Origin of the sequence: Sphingomonas aurantiaca (assembly GCF_003050705.1) — a bacterium.
In the GTDB taxonomy this organism is placed as follows: Bacteria; Pseudomonadota; Alphaproteobacteria; order Sphingomonadales; family Sphingomonadaceae; genus Sphingomonas; species Sphingomonas aurantiaca.
In genome coordinates this window covers 1,044,431-1,062,967 of the sequence record NZ_QAOG01000001.1, presented here as the reverse complement: position 1 = coordinate 1,062,967, position 18,537 = coordinate 1,044,431, and the positions used below count along the sequence as shown (strand labels likewise).

At 66.0% G+C, this 18,537-nt stretch carries 15 protein-coding genes; 7 read left to right on the top strand and 8 right to left on the bottom strand.

Annotated features, from left to right (window positions below):
• Positions 1-206: 206 nt before the first annotated feature.
• From ppdK to C8J26_RS04915, 3 genes are all read right to left on the bottom strand, one after another.
• Positions 207-2,870 carry a pyruvate, phosphate dikinase gene (gene ppdK, locus C8J26_RS04925; RefSeq protein WP_107957082.1) on the bottom strand — a complete coding sequence of 888 codons (2,664 nt, stop codon included), beginning with the start codon at positions 2,868-2,870 and terminating at the stop codon, positions 207-209.
• 92 nt (positions 2,871-2,962) lie between these two features.
• Positions 2,963-5,293 (bottom strand): glycine--tRNA ligase subunit beta, encoded by a 2,331-nt coding sequence (glyS, locus tag C8J26_RS04920; protein ID WP_107956902.1) that lies wholly within the window; start codon positions 5,291-5,293, stop codon positions 2,963-2,965.
• A 124-nt stretch (positions 5,294-5,417) separates the two neighbouring features.
• Positions 5,418-6,257: a glycine--tRNA ligase subunit alpha gene (locus tag C8J26_RS04915; protein ID WP_107956901.1), complete on the bottom strand. Its 840-nt coding sequence runs from the start codon at positions 6,255-6,257 to the stop codon at positions 5,418-5,420.
• Between the two features lie 188 nt (positions 6,258-6,445).
• On the opposite strand from C8J26_RS04915, the gene C8J26_RS04910 reads away from it, so the two are divergent.
• The 4 genes from C8J26_RS04910 to C8J26_RS04895 all read left to right on the top strand — a co-directional run bounded on the left by C8J26_RS04910 (position 6,446) and on the right by C8J26_RS04895 (position 9,700).
• Positions 6,446-7,312 (top strand): TraB/GumN family protein, encoded by an 867-nt coding sequence (locus C8J26_RS04910; RefSeq protein ID WP_107957081.1) that lies wholly within the window; start codon positions 6,446-6,448, stop codon positions 7,310-7,312.
• A 255-nt stretch (positions 7,313-7,567) separates the two neighbouring features.
• Entirely contained in the window at positions 7,568-8,266 is a 699-nt protein-coding gene (locus C8J26_RS04905; RefSeq protein WP_107956900.1) for a 50S ribosomal protein L25/general stress protein Ctc, read from the top strand.
• 262 nt (positions 8,267-8,528) lie between these two features.
• Entirely contained in the window at positions 8,529-9,098 is a 570-nt protein-coding gene (gene pth / locus C8J26_RS04900) for an aminoacyl-tRNA hydrolase (RefSeq protein WP_056411558.1), read from the top strand.
• On the top strand, positions 9,095-9,700 hold the full coding sequence (locus tag C8J26_RS04895) for a TIGR02466 family protein (protein ID WP_055880960.1): 606 nt from the start codon (positions 9,095-9,097) through the stop codon (positions 9,698-9,700). The genes pth and C8J26_RS04895 overlap by 4 nt, the downstream gene beginning before the upstream one ends.
• Before the next feature lie 267 nt (positions 9,701-9,967).
• Here the strand turns inward: C8J26_RS04895 and C8J26_RS04890 are convergent, their stop codons facing one another.
• On the bottom strand, positions 9,968-11,032 hold the full coding sequence (locus C8J26_RS04890) for an NAD(P)-dependent alcohol dehydrogenase (protein WP_107956899.1): 1,065 nt from the start codon (positions 11,030-11,032) through the stop codon (positions 9,968-9,970).
• A 304-nt stretch (positions 11,033-11,336) separates the two neighbouring features.
• Here C8J26_RS04890 and ychF point away from each other — a divergent pair, with 304 nt between their 5' ends.
• The 3 genes from ychF (at position 11,337) to C8J26_RS04875 (ending at position 14,434) form a co-directional block, all read left to right on the top strand.
• A complete protein-coding gene (ychF, locus tag C8J26_RS04885; protein ID WP_055880966.1) occupies positions 11,337-12,434 on the top strand; it encodes a redox-regulated ATPase YchF in 1,098 nt (365 codons plus the stop codon).
• A 207-nt stretch (positions 12,435-12,641) separates the two neighbouring features.
• Complete coding sequence (locus C8J26_RS04880) at positions 12,642-13,952, top strand: alkaline phosphatase family protein (RefSeq protein WP_244185157.1); 1,311 nt, start codon at positions 12,642-12,644, stop codon at positions 13,950-13,952.
• A 14-nt stretch (positions 13,953-13,966) separates the two neighbouring features.
• On the top strand, positions 13,967-14,434 hold the full coding sequence (locus C8J26_RS04875) for a MaoC family dehydratase (RefSeq protein WP_107956898.1): 468 nt from the start codon (positions 13,967-13,969) through the stop codon (positions 14,432-14,434).
• Between the two features lie 12 nt (positions 14,435-14,446).
• On the opposite strand, the gene C8J26_RS04870 is transcribed toward C8J26_RS04875, so the two are convergent.
• The 4 genes from C8J26_RS04870 to C8J26_RS04855 all read right to left on the bottom strand — a co-directional run bounded on the left by C8J26_RS04870 (position 14,447) and on the right by C8J26_RS04855 (position 18,533).
• Entirely contained in the window at positions 14,447-15,094 is a 648-nt protein-coding gene (locus C8J26_RS04870; protein ID WP_146168766.1) for a hypothetical protein, read from the bottom strand.
• Positions 15,095-15,662: 568 nt separating this feature from the next.
• Positions 15,663-16,211, bottom strand: coding sequence for an adenine phosphoribosyltransferase (locus C8J26_RS04865; RefSeq protein ID WP_107956896.1), 549 nt, complete (start codon positions 16,209-16,211; stop codon positions 15,663-15,665).
• 138 nt (positions 16,212-16,349) lie between these two features.
• Complete coding sequence (locus C8J26_RS04860; RefSeq protein WP_107956895.1) at positions 16,350-17,192, bottom strand: cytochrome c1; 843 nt, start codon at positions 17,190-17,192, stop codon at positions 16,350-16,352.
• 21 nt (positions 17,193-17,213) lie between these two features.
• Positions 17,214-18,533 (bottom strand): cytochrome b, encoded by a 1,320-nt coding sequence (locus C8J26_RS04855; RefSeq protein WP_107956894.1) that lies wholly within the window; start codon positions 18,531-18,533, stop codon positions 17,214-17,216.
• Positions 18,534-18,537: the final 4 nt, after the last annotated feature.

Genomic DNA, 18,537 nt, shown 5'->3' with positions numbered 1-18,537 from the left:
TCCTCCCGCTTCCTTGTGCTCCCGCGAAGGCGGGAGTCCAGTCTGGGTCCCCGCCTTCGCGGGGACACAGTCTTCTTCTTTTACCACCCCGGCGTAGGCCGGGCCCAATTGGGGATGCTGAGTAACTTGGGAAAATCCTTAGTTACTCAGGACGTTCCAATTGGGCCCCGGCCTTCGCCGGGGTGGTGTTGTTTTGTGGGTTGGCGTTACTTCTTCGTCAGGGCTGCCTGTGCCGCGGCGAGGCGGGCGATGGGGACGCGGTACGGTGACGCCGAGACGTAATCGAGGCCGACCTTTTCGCAGAACGCGATGCTTGCCGGGTCGCCGCCATGTTCGCCGCAGATGCCGAGCTTGATGCCCGCGCGGGTCTTGCGACCACGCTCTGCGGCGATCTCGATCAGTTCGCCGACGCCTTCGACGTCGATGCTGACGAACGGATCCTTCGCGTAGATGCCCTGCTCGACATAGGCGCCGAGGAAGCGCGAGGCGTCGTCGCGGCTGACGCCGAGCGTCGTCTGCGTCAGGTCGTTGGTGCCGAACGAGAAGAACTCGCCGACTTCCGCGATCTCGCCGGCCCGCAGAGCGGCGCGGGGGAGTTCGATCATCGTGCCGACGAGATACTCGATCGTGCGGCCCTTGTCGGCGAATACCGCCTGCGCGGCCTTGTCGACGACCGCCTTCATCAGCTCCAGCTCGCGACGCGTCGCGACCAGCGGGATCATGACCTCGGGGATCGGCGCCGCGCCGGACTTCTCGGCGACGTCGACCGCCGCCTCGAAGATCGCGCGTGCCTGCATCTCGTAGATCTCGGGATAGGTCACGCCGAGACGGCAGCCGCGATGGCCGAGCATCGGGTTGAACTCGTGCAGCTCCGCCGCGCGGCGCTTGAGCGTGTCGACATCGACGCCCGCCGCGGTCGCGACTTCGGCGAATTCGGATTCCTCGTGCGGGAGGAATTCGTGGAGCGGCGGATCGAGCAGGCGGATCGTCACCGGCAGCCCGGCCATCACCTCGAGGATTTCGGTGAAATCCTTGCGCTGTTCGGGCAGGAGCTTCTCGAGCGCGGCGCGACGGCCCTTCTCGTCGCTCGCCAGGATCATCTGGCGGACGTTGGTGATGCGGCTGCTCTCGAAGAACATGTGCTCGGTACGGCAGAGACCAACGCCCTCGGCGCCGAACTCGCGCGCGACGCGGCAATCCTCGGGCGTCTCGGCGTTCGCGCGGACCTTCAGGCGGCGGACCTCGTCGGCCCATACCATCAGCGTCGCGAAATCGCCCGACAGTTCGGGCTGTACGGTCGCGACCGCGCCGATCATCACTTCGCCGGTGGTGCCGTCGATGGTGAGCAGATCGCCCTCCTTCACCTCACGACCGCCGCAGCGCATGATCTTCGCCTTGGCGTCGATCGACAGCGTGCCCGCGCCCGAGACGCAGGGGCGTCCCATGCCACGTGCCACCACCGCCGCGTGGCTCGTCATGCCGCCGCGTGCGGTGAGGATGCCCTTGGCCGCGTGCATGCCGTGAATATCGTCCGGCGAGGTTTCGGTGCGGACGAGGATGACGGCGACGCCATCGGCGGCCTTCTTCTCTGCGGCATCCGCGTCGAACACGACCGCACCCGAGGCGGCGCCCGGCGAGGCGGGGAGGCCCTTGGTCAGCACGTCGCGGTGCGCCTTGGGATCGAGCGTCGGGTGGAGCAGCTGGTCGAGCGCCATCGGCTCGACGCGCAGGATCGCCTCCTCGCGCGTGATCAGGCCCTCATTTGCCATGTCGACGGCGATCTTGAGCGCGGCCTTGGCGGTGCGCTTGCCGGCGCGAGTCTGGAGCATCCAGAGCTTGGTCTTCTCGACCGTGAACTCGATGTCCTGCATGTCGCGGTAATGGTTTTCGAGCGTGTCGAACACGTCGGCGAGCTGGCCATAGACCTCGGGCATCGCCTCTTCCATCGAGGCGGGCTTGGCGCCGGCGTCTTCGCGCGCGGTCCTGGTCAGATACTGCGGCGTGCGGATGCCGGCGACGACGTCCTCGCCCTGCGCGTTGATCAGGAACTCGCCATAATAGGCACGGTCGCCCTTGGATGGGTCGCGCGTGAACGCGACGCCGGTCGCCGAGGTGTCGCCCATGTTGCCGAACACCATCGCCTGGATGTTGACCGCAGTGCCCCAGGCGGCGGGGATGTCGTTGAGGCGGCGATAGACTTTCGCACGCTCGGACTGCCACGAGCCGAACACCGCGCCGACCGCGCCCCAGAGCTGATCGTGGACGTCCTGCGGGAAGGGCTTGCCCCACTGCTTTTCGACGAGGCCCTTATATTCGGCGACGAGCGCGCGCAGATCGTCCGCGCTGAGTTCGGTGTCGAGCGTGAAGCCCTGGTCTTCCTTGGCGATCTCGAGCGCTTCCTCGAACGCGCCGTGATCGAGCTCCAGGACGACATCGGCGTACATCTGGATGAAGCGGCGATAGCTGTCCCACGCGAAGCGCGCGTCCTCGGACTTGGCGGCGAGGCCCTCGACGGTCTGGTCGTTGAGGCCGAGATTGAGGACGGTGTCCATCATCCCCGGCATCGACGCGCGCGCGCCGGAGCGGACCGAGACGAGCAGCGGGTCGGCGGCGTCGCCGAATTTCTTGCCGGTGACGCCTTCGATATGCGCGAGGCCGGTCGCGACCTCGTCGCGCAGGGCTTGCGGGAACTGGGCGCCCTCGTCGTAATAGACCGCGCAGAACTCGGTCGAGATCGTGAAGCCCGGCGGGACCGGGAGGCCGATCGACGCCATCTCAGCGAGGTTCGCACCCTTGCCGCCGAGCAGGTTGCGATCGCCCTTGCCGCCATCCGAAACACCGCCGCCGAAGCGGTACACATATTGGGTCATCACGGGTCCTCTAAGTGCTTGTTTTTACGGGCAGGGCAAAAGTGAAGTATAGGAAGTGCAGACGCTGGGAGCTGTCTGCACATCCATTCCCGTCAGCCCTCGATCTTCGAAAAATCTGCAACGTTGTGCACTGCGGCACGGACTCGCTCAAGTAGGGCGAGACGGGCGGAGCGCTTGGCGGGATCGGCGTCGTTGACGATAACGCTATCAAAGAAGGCGTCGATCGGCGCGCGCAGCGACGCGAGCGCGGCCATCGCAGCGGCGAAATCCTCGGCGGCGATTGCGGCGGTGGCGCGGGGTTCGGCGGAGTCGAGCGCGGTCATCAGCGCAGCCTCTGCCGGTTCGGGCGTGTAGGACAGCATCTTCTCCCTCTCCCCTCCGGGGAGCGGGTCGGGGTGAGGGGCTGTTCCGGGCGCTGCACTGCTTGGCAGCCCCTCACCCCTACCCTCTCCGCGCCCCTCTCCTTTGGGGGGAGAGGGAGCAGAAGGGGCTTCCTTCTTGAGGATATTGGCGGCGCGCTTGTAGCCGGCGAGCAGGTTCTTGCCGTCCTCGGTGATCACGAACGCCTGGAGCGCGTGGACGCGCGCGAGCAGGCGGACGAGATCGTCCTCGCCACCGAGCGCGAACACCGCGTCGATCAGGTCGTGACGGACACCGGCTTCGCGTTGCTGGACTTTGAGGCGGTCGGCGAAGAAGTCCGGCAAAGTATCGAAAGCGCGCTTGATACTAGCCTGATGCTCTTCAATGGCAGCGTCAGGCATTTCGGAACTGCACCGCTGATCTGTAAACCCGGTCATGCTGCGATATATTGCCTGCCAGAGACCCAGCCGCAGTTTGTTACGGGTAAGCAGCTCCAACACTCCGAGCGCAGCGCGTCGAAGTGCAAAAGGATCTTTCGATCCCGTGGGTGGCATGCCGCCGTAGAAGAACGCAACAAGCGTATCGAGCTTGTCCGCCAAGCTTACCGCCACCGTCACCGGATCGGTGGGGACGTCATCGCCCTGCCCGACCGGCTTGTAATGGTCGCGGATCGCGGCGGCGACGGCGGGGTGCTCGCCTTGGGCTGCGGCGTAGTAGCCGCCCATCAGGCCCTGCAATTCGGGGAACTCGCCGACCATGCCGGTGACGAGATCCGCCTTGGCGAGACGTGCTGCGCGTTCCGCGAGGTCCGCCAATTCCTCCCCTGCAAGGGGAGGGGGACCGTCAGCCATAGGCTGAGGGTGGAGGGGGTTCTCCGCGGGCGCTGCGCTTCGTGGCGCCCCCCCTCCACCAGCTTCGCTGGTCCCCCTCCCCGTTCCGGGGAGGATTATGCCCTCTTCGACCAGCCAGCGGGCGAGTTTGGCGACGCGGTCGACCTTGTCGGCCAGCGTGCCAAGCTTTTCGTGGAAGACGATCTTTTCGAGCTTCTCCGCCTGCTCTTCGAGCGGCACCTTCAGGTCGGTGTCGTAGAAGAATTTCGCATCCGACAGACGCGCGGCGAGCACCTTGCGGTTGCCCTCGACGATCTTCGCGCCGCCGTCGTGCGCGGCGATGTTAGCGGTACAGACGAACGCGTTGGCGAGCGTCCCGTCGGCGCTGCGGCAGACGAAATATTTCTGGTTCACGCGCGCCGTCAGCTGGATCACCTCGGGCGGCACGTCGAGAAACGCGGGGTCGAACTGGCCGAGCAACGGAATCGGCCATTCGGTGAGGCCGGCATTCTCGGCGACGAGACCCTCGTCGTCGATCAGTTCGAGCCCGGCCTGCAGCGCGGCCTCGCGTGCGTGATCGCGGATCAGCGTCGCGCGCTCGTCCTGGTCGACGATGACGTGGCAGGCGCGCAGCTTCTCGACATAGTCGTGCGCGCCGCCGATCGTGATCTGGTACGGGTGGTGGAAGCGGTGGCCGAGCGTGGCGGCGCCGCTCTCGATGCCGGCGATCTCGAACGGCACGATCTCTTCGCCGAGCAGCGCGACGATGCCTTGCAGCGGGCGGACCCAGCGCAAGCTTTCGGTGCTGGCCGAGGCGTCGCCCCAGCGCATCGACTTGGGCCACGGGAACGCACGGATGATCGCGGGGATCGCCTCCGCCAGCACGGCGGCGGTGGCGCGGCCGGGCTTTTCGGTGACCGCGAACAGCGTGCCGCCGCGATCGACGAGCTGCTCGCGCGTGAGACCGGTCTTGCGCAGGAAGCCTTCGAGCGCCTGCGGGGGGGCGGACGTCTTGGGGCCCTTCACCTCTTCGGAGACCGCGGCGGTCTCGAGCGGCAGGTCGCGCGCGATCAGCGTCAGGCGGCGCGGCGTCGCGTAGGTGACGAGCGCGCTGGTGGCGATCCCGGCCTTGGCGAGCTCGGCGGTGAACAGCTTGGCGAGATCGTCACGCGCCTTCGCCTGCATGCGGGCGGGGATTTCTTCGGAGCGGAGTTCTAGGAGAAAATCGGTCATTCGGGCTCACCGGTCGGAGCAAAAACACTCTGCGTTCTCTGCGCCTCTGCGCGATAGTCTGTTCGCGCAGAGGCGCAGAGGACGCGGAGAGAAGAAGAGATACAGCCTGCGGCGCTTGGGAGCATCACGCTGCCCATCCGTGCTTGTCCATCCAGGCGGCGCAGGCGCCTTTGGCGAGGTCGCGGACGCGGCCCATATAGGCCTGGCGTTCGGCGACCGAGATCACGCCGCGGGCCTGGAGCAGGTTGAAGACGTGGCTGGCCTTGATCGCCTGCTCGTAGGCGGGGATCGGCAGCTTGTGGCTCAGGCTGTTCTCGCATTCGGCGACGTGCTTGCGGAACTGTTCGAACAGCGAGTCCGTGTCGGCGACCTCGAAGTTCCACTTCGACATCTCCTGCTCGTTCTCCAGGAACACCTCGCCATAGGTGACGCCGGCGTCGTTGAACGCGAGGTCGTAGACGCTGTCCTTGTCCTGGATATACATCGCCAGGCGCTCGAGCCCGTAGGTCAGCTCGCCCGCGACGGGCTTCATGTCGAAGCCGCCCATCTGCTGGAAATAGGTGAACTGGGTCACCTCCATGCCGTCGCACCAGACCTCCCAGCCGAGACCCCAGGCGCCGAGCGTCGGGCTTTCCCAATCGTCCTCGACGAAGCGGATGTCGTGCTTCAGCATGTCGATGCCGATCGCCGCGAGGCTGCCGAGGTAGAGTTCCTGGAGGTTGGCGGGCGAAGGCTTCAGGATCACCTGATACTGGTAATAATGCTGGAGCCGGTTGGGGTTCTCGCCGTAGCGGCCATCCGTGGGGCGGCGGCAGGGCTGGACGAACGCGGCGTTCCACGGTTTCGGCCCGAGCGCGCGCAGCGTCGTGGCGGTGTGGAAGGTGCCCGCACCCATTTCCATGTCGTAGGGCTGCAGGATCAGGCACCCGTGCTCGCTCCAATAGTCATGGAGCGTGAGGATCATGCGCTGGAAGCTGAGAGGCTTTTTCAGGGGCTGGGTCACGCGCGGGCTTTGGCGGATGGGGGTGCGAGAGGCAAGTGGTGCGTTTGAGTGGGGCGTCCTACATGGGGGCGACCAATGATAAGGATGCCCTGGCCTTGAAGCTGTTTTCGAAGATCGTCTCGTTCCGCTCCGCGCTGTCCGCGATCGCGATGGCGTTCGCCCTCCCCGCCTGTGCGCAGGTCGCGCCGAAGCCCGTGCAGGCCGCCAACGATGCCGATCCGGCCTTGTGGGTGGTGAAGGACAAGGACACGACGATCTACCTGTTCGGGACGATCCATGTGCTCAAGCCCGGCATGACGTGGTTCGACGAGGCGGTGAAGACCGCGTTCGACCGGTCGCAGCAGGTGGTGCTCGAGCTGGTGATGCCCGATGCGAACAAGATGCAGAGCCTCGTGATGGCGACCGGCGTGGCGAAGGATGGCCCGACGCTGACCGAGCAGCTGCCCGCCGACAAGCGCGCGGCCTATGCGAAGGCGGTGACCGACCTGGGGCTGCCGGCGAACGCATTTGATCGGTTTCGGCCGTGGCTGGCGGCGACAAACCTGTCGATCGCGCCGCTGTCGAAGCTCGGCTATGACTCGGAGAATGGGCCCGAGCATGTGATCACCGCGGCGGCGAAGGCGGCGGGCAAGCCGGTGATCGGGCTGGAGACGGCGGAGCAGCAGCTGGGCTATTTCGGCGGGCTGTCGCAAAAGGCGCAGCTGCAGTTTCTCGGCACCACGATCGACGAGTTGCCCGAGCTCGAGACGACGATGGCGACGATGGTCGACGAATGGGCAAAGGGCGATCCCGAGGCGCTTGCGCGGGAGATGAACGACAGTCTGAAGGATTCGCCCGAGGTGGCCAAGGTGCTGCTGGTGGATCGCAATGCGCGCTGGGCGGAGTGGGTCGCGAATCGGATGAAGTCGCCGGGGACGGTGTTCGTTGCGGTGGGTGCGGGGCATCTGGCGGGGCAAGACAGCGTGCAGGCGCAGTTGGCCAAGCTTGGCGTGAAGGCGGAGCGGGTTAGGTATTGAGGGGCTTTCCCTCTCCCCTCGGGGGAGAGGGAGGGAGGAGCCGTAGGCGACGGAAGGGTGAGGGCACGCGGTTGTGGCACACCGTGCCCTCACCCTCCCACGTGCGAGTGCACGCGGGCCCCTCCCTCTCCCCCGAGGGGAGAGGGGTAGAATTGCTTTTCTCCCCTACTTCCGCTATGCGCCCGCGCTTCCGGTCCATGGTCATCCCTGGAGGCGTGGGCGGGAAGAACAACAAACGAGTTTCGGAGAATATTGATGAGCGACCAGTTGACGCTCGCAGCCGAGACGCGTGACCGGGTTGGCAAGGGAGCCTCCCGGGCGCTGCGTCGTGATGGCCGCGTGCCTGCCGTGATCTACGGCCTGAACAAGGAACCCACCTCGGTTCATCTCGAGGAAAAGGCGCTGATGAAGGCGCTGATGACCGGCCACTTCATGAATTCGGTCGTGATGGTCAACGGCGTCCGCACGCTGCCGAAGGACGTCTCGTTCCACCCGGTTTCGGATCGCCCGATCCATGTCGACTTCCTGCGCATCGGCGAGCACTCGACCGTCACCGTCGCGGTGCCGATCGTGTTCACCGACGAAGACGACGCGCCGGGCATCAAGAAGGGCAAGGGCGTCCTCAACATCACGCGTCATGAGATCGAGCTGGTCGTCGACGCATCGGACATCCCGAGCGAGATCTCGATTTCGCTCACCGGCATGGAAATCGGCGATTCGATCCACATCAGCGACGTGACGCTGCCCAAGGGCGCGACGCCCGCGATCGACGACCGCGACTTCGCGATCGCCACGATCGTGCCGCCGACCGTGCCGACCGTCGAGGACGAAGAGCTCGAGGCTGAGGTCGCCGAGGCGCAGGCCGCCGAGGCTGCTGCCGAGGAAGAGACCCCGGTCGAGCCTAACGACGACAACAACGACGACGACAAGATCACGCCGCAGAAGAAGGACTAAGGGCTCCGGCCCTTCGTCTTCGGATGATGGTTTTGACGTGATCGGGCGGGCGGGAAAGCTAGGGCTTTCCCGCCCGTTTCGTTTTGGGGGATCGGCGGGCTTTGTCCGCGCCTTCCCCACCCCTGCCCGTCATCCCCGCGCAGGCGGGGATCCAGACCCTCGGACCTTTGTGAGGAATCGAGAGGTTTGCCAGTATGGGTTCCCGCCTCCGCGGGAATGACGGTAGGGGCACAGGCAGCGACTTTTTCTTGGAGAATAGAACGTGCAGATCTGGGCGGGACTCGGCAATCCGGGGGCGCAATATGCGATGCACCGGCACAATGTCGGGTTCATGGTCGCCGATGCGATCGCCGAAGTGCACGGCTTCGGCGCGGTCAAGAAGCAGTTCCAGGGCTGGACTCAGGAGGGGCGGATAGGCTCCGAGAAGATCCTGCTGCTCAAGCCCGCGACCTTCATGAACGATAGCGGCCGGTCGATCGGCGAAGCGCTGCGCTTCTACAAGCTCGACGTCGACGCGCTGACGGTGTTCCACGACGAACTCGACATTGCCCCCTTCCGCGTCAAGGTGAAGACCGGCGGCGGGACCGCGGGGCATAACGGGCTGCGCTCGACCGACCAGCATCTAGGCCCCGATTTTCGCCGCGTGCGGCTCGGCATCGGGCATCCGGGGCACAAGGACCGCGTCACCGGCTATGTGCTCGGCAATTACGCCAAGGCCGAGATCGAGCCGCTGTCCGACATGCTCGGCGCGATCGCCGCGGAGGCGGCGTGGCTGGCGGCGGGCGACGACGTCCGTTTCATGAATGATGTCGCTGTGAGGATGCAACCATGACCACCCGTTCGCTGTTCGCCACCCGGTTCTACGAGGCCGATCTCGGCGATGATGACCTGGTCGAGGAGCTCGAGGACGCGGCGCTCGAACTGTCCAAGGCGGATCGCGCGGGTGTCGCCTGGTCGAAGGCGCATGGCTATCGCGGGTATACGTCGTACGCGTCGCTGAACGACCTGCCGCTGCGCGATCCGCGGTTCGGCGATCTGGTGCGGTTGCTCAACAAGCATGTCGCGGCGTTCGCCAAGGACTGCGCGTTCGATCTGGGCGGGCGGAAGCTGAAGCTCGACAGCCTGTGGGTGAACGTCCTGAAGCCCGGCGGCGCGCATTCTGGGCATATCCACCCGCACAGCGTCGTCTCGGGGACGATGTACGTGACGATTCCCGAAGGCGCGGGTGCGCTGAAGCTGGAGGATCCGCGGCTGCCGATGATGATGGCCGCGCCGACGCGGCTCGACGATGCGCCGGAGGACCTGCGGACGTTCGTCTATGCAGTGCCGAAGCCGGGGAGCGTGTTTCTTTGGGAGAGCTGGCTCAGGCATGAGGTCGTGCCGAATGCTGCCAAGGGCGAGCGGATCAGCATCAGTTTCAATTATCGGTGGTGATCGGGGCGGCTGAGACAGTTCGGCAGGCAAAGCACCACCCCGGCGAAGGCCGGGGCCCAACTGGGGAACGTCGCTAACGAAGGATTGCCCTTCATCAGATTGGCCTTCCCATTTGGGCCCCGGCCTTCGCCGGGGTGGTGGTGTTGCCGTATCTTCGCCCTCCCCTTCAGGGGAGGGTTGGGGTGGGGCTTAGCCACAAATGATGACCCTTACGGCACTGCCCCACCCCACCCCGCCCCTCCCCTGAAGGGGACGGAGTAGAAGTGGTTACGCCTTCGGCATCGACGCCATGTCGATGACGAAACGGTACTTCACGTCGCTCTTGACCATGCGGTCATACGCGGGCTCGATCTCGTCCATGCGGATCATCTCGATGTCCGACACCAGGCCGTGCTCGTTGCAGAAATCGAGCATTTCCTGCGTCTCCGCGATCCCGCCGATCAGCGAGCCCGCCAGCTGGCGGCGGCGGAAGATCAGGTTGCCGACCGAGGGCGACGGATGCGGTTCGGCGGGCACGCCGACCAGAGTCATCGTGCCGTCGCGCTTGAGCAGCTCGAGGAACGGGTCGAGATTGTGCGGCGCGGCAACCGTGTTCAGGATGAAGTCGAAGCTGTTCATATGCGCCGCCATCGCATCGGCATCCTTCGACACGATCAGGTCCTTGGCGCCCAGACGCTTGGCGTCGTCGCGCTTGTTCGGCGAGGTCGAGAAGACATAGACCTCGGCGCCCATCGCGTTGGCGATCTTGACGCCCATGTGGCCGAGACCGCCGAGACCGACGATGCCGACCTTCTGGCCGGGGCCGACCTTCCAATGCTTCAGCGGCGAATAGGTCGTGATGCCCGCGCAGAGCAGCGGGGCGACCGCGGCGAGATCGGCCTCGGGATGCGAAACCTTGAGTACGAAGCCCTCGTCGACGACGATATGATCCGAATAGCCGCCGAAGGTGTGGCCGCCGAGCACAGGATCGGGGCCGTTATACGTGCCGACGAACCCGGTCGTCTCGCAATATTGCTCCTCGCCGTCGGTGCACGACGGGCACTGGCCGCAGCTGTCGACCATGCAGCCGACGCCGGCGATGTCGCCGACCTTGAACTTAGTGACGTCGTCGCCGACCGCGGTGACGCGCCCGACGATCTCGTGGCCCGGGACGCACGGGTACAGCGTGCCTTCCCACTCGCCCTTGGCGGTGTGGAGATCCGAGTGGCAGACGCCGCAGAACGCGATGTCGATCGCGACGTCGGTCTTGCCCGGCGCGCGGCGCTCGAAGCTGAACGGCGCGAGCGGCGTTGCGGGCGACTGGGCGGCAAAGCCGTTGGCGGTAGTGGTCATGGAATTCCTAAATCTGGCTAGCAGAACGCGATATACGCACGGGACTCGAGATATCTACCGACCGGTACGATAATTTTGCTGCATTGCGGCAATCGGGTGGGTCGATCAGTCGGGCGTCCGGACAACCTTTCCGTCATCCTGACGAAAGTCAGGATCCAGAGTAACGGATGGCGCCCTTTGCGACCCTGGATCCTGACTTTCGTCAGGATGACGGGAGAGTTGGGGCGAAGGCTGAGGCCTGATGCTGGCGTTCCTCTTCGCCCTGCCCTAAAGCGCCGACACATTCTTATACCAAGGGCATATCATGGGTTTTCGCTGCGGCATCGTGGGGCTGCCGAACGTCGGCAAGTCCACCCTCTTCAACGCGCTGACGCAGACGGCCGCGGCGCAGGCGGCGAACTATCCGTTCTGCACGATCGAGCCGAACGTCGGTAACGTCGGCGTGCCCGACAAGCGGCTCGACTCGCTGGCCAAGATCGCGGGCTCGCAGAAGATCATCGAGACGCAGCTCGGCTTCGTCGACATCGCCGGCCTCGTGCGCGGCGCGTCGAAGGGCGAAGGCCTCGGCAACCAATTCCTCGGGAACATCCGCGAGGTCGACGCGATCGTCCACGTGCTGCGCTGTTTCGAGAATGGCGACGTGACGCATGTCGACAACAAGGTCGATCCGATCGCCGATGCCGAGACCGTCGAGACGGAACTCATGCTGAGCGATCTCGAAAGCCTGGAAAAGCGCGTCCCCAACCTCGCCAAGAAGGGCATGCAGGGCGACAAGGAGGCCAAGATCGGCGCCGCCGTGCTCGGTCAGGCGCTCGAGCTGCTGCGCGAAGGCAAGCCCGCGCGGTTGACGGTGCCCAAGGACGAGGACGAGGCGCGCGTGTTCGCACAGGCGCAGCTGCTGACCGCCAAGCCCGTGCTGTACGTCTGCAACGTCGACGAGGGCGATGCCGCGAACGGCAATGCGCTGTCGGCGCGGGTGTTCGAAAAGGCAGCGGCGGAGGGCGCCGAGGCGGTCGTCGTGTCGGCGGCGATCGAGGCCGAGATCGCGACGATGCCCGCCGAGGATCGCGGCGAGTTCCTCGGCGAGCTGGGTCTGGAAGAGACCGGCCTCGCGCGGGTAATCACCGCGGGCTACAAGCTGCTCCAGCTGCTGACCTTCTTCACGGTCGGCCCGAAGGAAGCGCGCGCCTGGACCGTCCATGCGGGCGCGACCGCGCCGCAGGCCGCGGGCGAGATCCACGGCGATTTCGAAAAGGGCTTCATCCGCGCCGAGACGATCGCGTATGACGACTTCATCGCGCTCGGTGGGGAATCGAAGGCGCGCGAGGCGGGCAAGCTGCGCGCGGAAGGCAAGGCCTATGTCGTCCATGACGGCGACGTGATGCACTTCCTGCACAGCTGATCGCGAAAGCGGCGAGGCTCGAAAACGAGTCCTCGCCGTCGCCGTGCGTGGCTGCGCGCGCGCGGGGCTTCCCGCGATAAGGAAGCGCGTCCCCATGCGTCCCTGAGCCTGCCGATAAATACCGCGCATGTCGTCCACACTGCTTCCGCACGTGGCGCATGGCCGGTAGAGAGCGCGGCATTCGGGATTCGTTCGGGACGACCATCTATGAAGACTGCGGCGACCTTCCTTGGCGTGATGCTGGCCACCGCCGTCTCCGGGTGTGCCTATCCTTACACGCCCCCTGCCCTCGCGCCGATTACCGCGCCTGCTCCGCGCACGACGGCCGCCGCGGTGCCGGCTTCGGACGTGCGCGCGCCCGTCACGATCCTCGTGTCGATCGACGGGTTCCGGCCCGATTATCTTGACCGCGGGGTGACACCCAACCTCAACCGGCTGCGTGCGGGCGGGGTGTTTGCGAGCATGCGACCGTCCTTTCCCAGCATCACCTTTCCCAATCACTGGACGCTGGTGACGGGTCTGCGCCCCGATCGCAGCGGGATCGTCGGCAACAAGATGGAGGATCCGGCGCGGCCGGGCGAGACCTTCACGATGGCGAGCGACGATCCGTTCTGGTGGAGCGAGAGTTCGCCGATCTGGGTCGATGCGGAAAAGGCCGGGATCCGGACCGCGACGATGTTCTGGCCGGGCGCGAACGTCGCGGTCGGCGGTACGGTCAAGCCCGACAGCCATGGCGCGATCGACGGCGGGACTCGGCCGGAGGACTGGCAGCAGTTCAACCAGCAGGTGTCGGGGACGCAGCGGGTCAACGCGGTGCTCGACTGGATGCGGCGCCCGGCGGCGATCCGGCCCAAGCTGGTGACGCTGTATTTCGATACGGTCGACAGCGCCGGCCATGCGGACGGCCCCGACAGCGCGGGCGTGACACGCGCGGTCGCGGACGTCGATTCCGCGATCGGCATGCTGGTCGACGGGCTCGCGGCGCTCGGGCAGCGCGCGAATCTCGTGATCGTTGCCGACCACGGCATGGCGGCGACGAGCAGCGACCGGGTCGTCGCGCTCGACACGATCGCGGACAAGGCGGATTACCGGACGGTCGAGACCGGGCCCTATGCGACGCTGTTCGCGGTGCCGGGGCATGAGGCGGCGCTCGAGGCGCGGTTGCTCAAGCGCCACGATCACCTGCAATGCTGGCGCAAAGGGGAGATCCCCGCGCGGTTCCATTATGGGCGCAATCCGCGTGTGCCGAGCTATCTGTGCCTCGCCGATGTCGGCTGGCGAGTCGATCCGAGCGCGCCGACCAAGACGTTCGTCGGGGGCATGCACGGCTATGACAATATGGCGCCCGAGATGCGCGCGCTGTTCCTCGCCAACGGGCCGGCGTTCGCGCGCGGCAAGACGCTTGCGAGCTTCGACAATGTCGCGATCGAACCGCTGCTGCGCGACCTGATCGGGTTGCCGGCGGAGGCGGGGCTGGACGGCACCGACGCGCCCTTCCAGAAGGTGATGCAACGATAAGAGGAGCCGCGCGCATGCAGTATTTCGAGGATATCGAGGTCGGTAGGACCGCGTCGTTCGGCCACTATGCCGTCACCCGCGAAGAGGTGATGGACTTCGCCACGAAATATGATCCGCAACCGTTCCACCTGTCGGACGAGGCTGCCGCGGCGACGCATTTCGGGCGGCTGTCGGCGAGCGGATGGCATACCTGCGCGATGACGATGGCGATGCTGGTCGCGCATCTGAAGGAGAACCGGCAGGCGGGACTCGGATCGCCCGGGATCGACGAGCTGAAATGGGTCAAGCCCGTCTATCCGGGCGACACGCTGCGATGCGAGAACGAGGTGCTGGAAAAGCGCGTCTCGGCGAGCCGGCCCGAAATGGGGATCTTCAAGAGCCGGATGCGCGTGTTCAACCAGGACGACGTGGTGGTGATGACGTTCGTGTCGAACGGGCTGGTGCAGACGCGCCCCCAAGACGCGCCTGCACCGTCCGCCTAGGCCCGGCGCGCCTTAGCGTGGCGTGCGGTTGCCGCCGCCACCGCGATTGCCGCCGCGGTTGCCGCCACCGAAGCTTCGACCGCCACCGCCATTGCCGCGGTTCTGGCGGAACTCGCGGCGATCCTGCCGGGCTTCGTTGCGATAGCCTTGGCGCGCGTCGCGGCGCTCGCCGCGGAACTGGTCGGGCGTGATCTGGCCGTTGCGGAGTTGCCCGCGATCCTCGCGGCGGTCCTGGCGGAAGTCGCGATTGGCCTCGCGGCGGTCCTGGCGATAGTCGCGGGCGGCAGGCGTGTTGCCGCGCGCAAAATTGCCCCAGTTGCCGCCGCCGCGATAATTGCCGCGGCGTCCCTGCCAATAGCGCTGCTGGTCGCCGTTCCAGCGATAGGGGCGACGGTTGCGATCGTAGACGTACACGCCCGAGCCGGGATAATAATAGTCGCCGCTCCAGCCATAATAGGAGTTCAGGCCGCCATAGCCTGCGAACCCGTCATAGCCGCCGTACCCGCCGCCATAGCCCGCGCCGCCATAGCCCCCGCCATAATAGGGGTCGCTCGCATAGCCGACTCCGGCGCCGCCATAGCCATAGCCGTCGGTGCAGCCCGCGACACCCAATCCGAGACCCAGGGCCAGGCCAATAATGCCGAAGCGCTTCATAAACATGGAGATTCTCCCGTACGTGGAGAGCGGACACAAAGCGCCGCCATTCGTCGCACAACGGACCCTGTATGTCGCAAGTTCCATGAACGGGGTCTGACGGGCGTGGTGATCGAGCGACCGGAGCGACTCCTGTGGCCGCAGCGAGGGCGTATTCGGACGCCCGGAAGAAAGGCACCTCCCCGGCGGAGGCCGGGGTCCAATAGCGACGACAGGGGTAACTACGCGCAGCCACCCGTTAGCGACGTTCCCCAATTGGACCCCGGCCTCCGCCGGGGGGGTATTTAGGGGGTGTAGGTCAGTCCGCTCCAAGCACGGGCTTGGTGCAAGCATTGCATGACGACGTGTATGGGCGCCGCCCGGGCGATCTCGTCGCTCCGCAGTATGACGGCGCTGCTGATGGGGAGCGGTGGCGGTCGGCACGGCTGGAGAACGCCACGTTAAAGATCATGGCGACACCCTAGCTGTTCCCCCGCGGAGGCGGGGGGCCAGGGTGGCGGGGTGCTGCGGTACTTAGCTGGGCCCCCGCGTCCGCGGGGGAACAGATTGGTGGGTTTCTGTGGCTGACGGGCGATCAGTGGCCGGGGAAGTCGATCAGGGCCGTGGCGTCGATGCCGTCGGCGCGTAGGGCCCCTGCGCCGCCGAGATCGGGGAGGTCGACCAGGAACTGCGCTTGCGTCACGACCGCCCCCGCCTTGGCGAGCAGGCGGACCGCGGCGCGGGCGGTGCCGCCGGTGGCGATCAGGTCGTCGACCAGCAGGACGCGGGCGCCGGGTGCGAAGGCGTCGGCGTGGATCGCGATGCGGTCGGTGCCATATTCGAGTGCATAGTCTTCGGCGATCGTCGCGCCGGGGAGCTTGCCGTCCTTGCGGATCAGCAGCACGCCCGCCTTCAATGGCGCGGCAAGCGCGGCGGCGAACAGGAAGCCGCGCGCCTCGATGCCGGCGACGAGATCGACCGGGCCCGAGACCGCCGCGACCATCCGCTCGATCGCGGTCGCCCAGCCGGTCGGGTCGAGCAGCAAGGTGGTGATGTCGCGGAACTGGATACCGGGCTTGGGAAAGTCCGGGATGGTGCGGATCAGCGCCTTGAGGTCGGCGTTGCGCTCTTGGGTATCGGACATGGGCGTTCCCTTCTTCGCACGGGCGACAGACGTATCGCGCCGCCGCGCTACGGCCAAAACGAAAGCGGCGGATCGGGCTGTTCGCCCGTCCGCCGCTCCCTCTATCCGTGCGCCCTTACCGTGGGAGCCCTGCGATCATCAATGCTTAACGTCGCGCCAGACGTTCTGATACGCGCCCCAGGCAAGCCCGCAGAAGATCAGGATGAAGATGATCGACGCGAACCCGGCGGCGTGACGCGCCTCCAGATTGGGCTCGGCGGTCCAGGTGAGGAACGCGGAGACGTCGGTCGACATCTGCTCGATCGTCGGTTTCGTGCCGTCCGCATAGGTCACCTGACCATCGGCGGTCAGCGGTGGCGGCATCGCGATGTTGAGGTTCGCGAAATATGGATTGTAATGGAGACCCTCGGGCGTCTTGATGTCCGGGAATTCCTTCAGCAGCGCAGCGGGCTGCGTCGTGTAGCCGGTCAGCAGCGAGTGGACATAGGCGGTGCCGTCCTCGCGCGCCTTGGTGATCAGCGAGAGATCGGGCGGCAGCGCATTGTTGTTCGCGGCGCGCGCGGCGACCTCGTTGGCGAACGGCAGCGGGAAGCGATCCGACGGGATGTTCTTGCGTGTCGCGGGCTCGCCCGTCTCGGGGTTGATCGACGGCTGCTCGATCACCCACTGGTTGGCGATCGCCTTAACCTCGGGGTCGGTATAGCCGATCTTGGTCAGGTCACGGAACGAGACCAGCCGCAGCGAGTGGCAGGCCGAGCAGACTTCCTTGTAGACCTGGAAGCCGCGCTGGAGCTGGCGACGGTCGAACTTGCCGAACACGCCGTTGGAGGCGAGCTCGAGTTCCTTGGGATGCTTGTGCGCGACGCTCTCGGCCGACGGCGCGACGGGGTCGGTGATCGCCCCCGAGATGCTGCCGAAGAGCGCGATGCCGAGCACCAGCACGAAGGCCGCGCCGACGATGGATGCGATGAGACGAACCATGTGTGTGTCCTCGAGTTCGTATCAGTGCGCGGCGTGCGGCGTGGACGACGTCGGCGACGTCTCAAGGGCGGTCTGCGCAGGGCTCGTCCCACCGTGATTGGCCAGCACGGCCTCGGTGATCGAGTTGGGCAGCGGCCGCGGACGCTCGGAGCGCGAGATGATCGGCAGGATGATCAGGAAATGCGCAAAATAATAGGCCGCGCAGATCTGGCTGAGGATCACGTAGAACGCGTTGGCCGGCGCGCCACCGCAATAGCCGAGCACCAGGATGTCCGCGACCAGCACCCAGAACGCGATCCGCGCCTTGGGCCGGTAGTTCATCGAACGGACCGGCGAGCTGTCGAGCCAGGGCAGGAAGAACAGCAGCAGGATCGAGCCGAACATCGCCAGCACGCCCCAGAGCTTTGCCGGCAGGATGAAGTCCGCGGTGAAGGCGCGCAGGATCGCGTAGAACGGCCAGAAATACCATTCGGGGACGATGTGCGCGGGCGTCGAGAGCGGGTTCGCCGGGATGTAATTGTCCGGGTGGCCGAGATAGTTCGGGAAGAAGAACAACAGGCTGGCGAACACGAGCAGGAAGATGCCGAGCCCGAAGCCGTCCTTCGCGGTGTAATAGGGGTGGAACGGCACGGTGTCCTGCTCGCCCTTCACGTCGACGCCGGTCGGGTTGTTCGAGCCGGGGATGTGCAGTGCCCAGATGTGCAGGATGATGACGCCCGCGATCACGAACGGCAGCAGATAATGCAGCGAGAAGAAGCGGTTGAGCGCGGCGTTGTCCGGCGCGAATCCGCCGAGCAGCCAGATGCGGATGGTGTCGCCGACAAGCGGGATCGCCGAGAAGAACCCGGTGATGACCTGCGCACCCCAGAAGCTCATCTGCCCCCAGGGAAGGACATAGCCCATGAAAGCAGTCGCCATCATCAGCAGGAAGATGACCACGCCGAGCAGCCACACCATCTCGCGCGGCGCCTTGTACGAGCCGTAATAGAGCCCGCGGAAGATGTGCGTGTAGACGACGATGAAGAACATCGACGCGCCGTTGGCGTGCGCATAGCGCAGGAACCAGCCCGCGTTGACGTCGCGCATGATGCTCTCGACCGAGTCGAACGCGACCGCGCCGTTGGCGGCGTAATGCATCGCCAGCACGATGCCGGTGATGATCTGGATCGCCAGCGCGGCGCCGGCGAGGACGCCGAAGTTCCAGAAATAATTGAGGTTGCGCGGGACGGGATAGCCGCCGCCCAGCGAATTGTAGACGAGCCGGGGAACGGGAAGCCGCTCATCCAGCCACCGCGTCAGCGGCAGCTTCGGTTCGTATTGCTTGGCCCAGGGAAAGCTCATGATG

Bases quoted from the DNA above. Each gene is read 5' to 3' on its own strand.
- ppdK (WP_107957082.1), bottom strand. From the start codon at position 2,870: ATGACCCAATATGTGTACCGCTTCGGCGGCGGTGTTTCGGATGGCGGC.
- glyS (WP_107956902.1), bottom strand. From the start codon at position 5,293: ATGACCGATTTTCTCCTAGAACTCCGCTCCGAAGAAATCCCCGCCCGC.
- C8J26_RS04915 (WP_107956901.1), bottom strand. From the start codon at position 6,257: ATGATCCTCACGCTCCATGACTATTGGAGCGAGCACGGGTGCCTGATC.
- C8J26_RS04910 (WP_107957081.1), top strand. From the start codon at position 6,446: ATGGCGTTCGCCCTCCCCGCCTGTGCGCAGGTCGCGCCGAAGCCCGTG.
- C8J26_RS04905 (WP_107956900.1), top strand. From the start codon at position 7,568: ATGAGCGACCAGTTGACGCTCGCAGCCGAGACGCGTGACCGGGTTGGC.
- C8J26_RS04895 (WP_055880960.1), top strand. From the start codon at position 9,095: ATGACCACCCGTTCGCTGTTCGCCACCCGGTTCTACGAGGCCGATCTC.
- C8J26_RS04890 (WP_107956899.1), bottom strand. From the start codon at position 11,032: ATGACCACTACCGCCAACGGCTTTGCCGCCCAGTCGCCCGCAACGCCG.
- ychF (WP_055880966.1), top strand. From the start codon at position 11,337: ATGGGTTTTCGCTGCGGCATCGTGGGGCTGCCGAACGTCGGCAAGTCC.
- C8J26_RS04880 (WP_244185157.1), top strand. From the start codon at position 12,642: ATGAAGACTGCGGCGACCTTCCTTGGCGTGATGCTGGCCACCGCCGTC.
- C8J26_RS04875 (WP_107956898.1), top strand. From the start codon at position 13,967: ATGCAGTATTTCGAGGATATCGAGGTCGGTAGGACCGCGTCGTTCGGC.
- C8J26_RS04870 (WP_146168766.1), bottom strand. From the start codon at position 15,094: ATGTTTATGAAGCGCTTCGGCATTATTGGCCTGGCCCTGGGTCTCGGA.
- C8J26_RS04865 (WP_107956896.1), bottom strand. From the start codon at position 16,211: ATGTCCGATACCCAAGAGCGCAACGCCGACCTCAAGGCGCTGATCCGC.
- C8J26_RS04860 (WP_107956895.1), bottom strand. From the start codon at position 17,192: ATGGTTCGTCTCATCGCATCCATCGTCGGCGCGGCCTTCGTGCTGGTG.
- C8J26_RS04855 (WP_107956894.1), bottom strand. From the start codon at position 18,533: ATGAGCTTTCCCTGGGCCAAGCAATACGAACCGAAGCTGCCGCTGACG.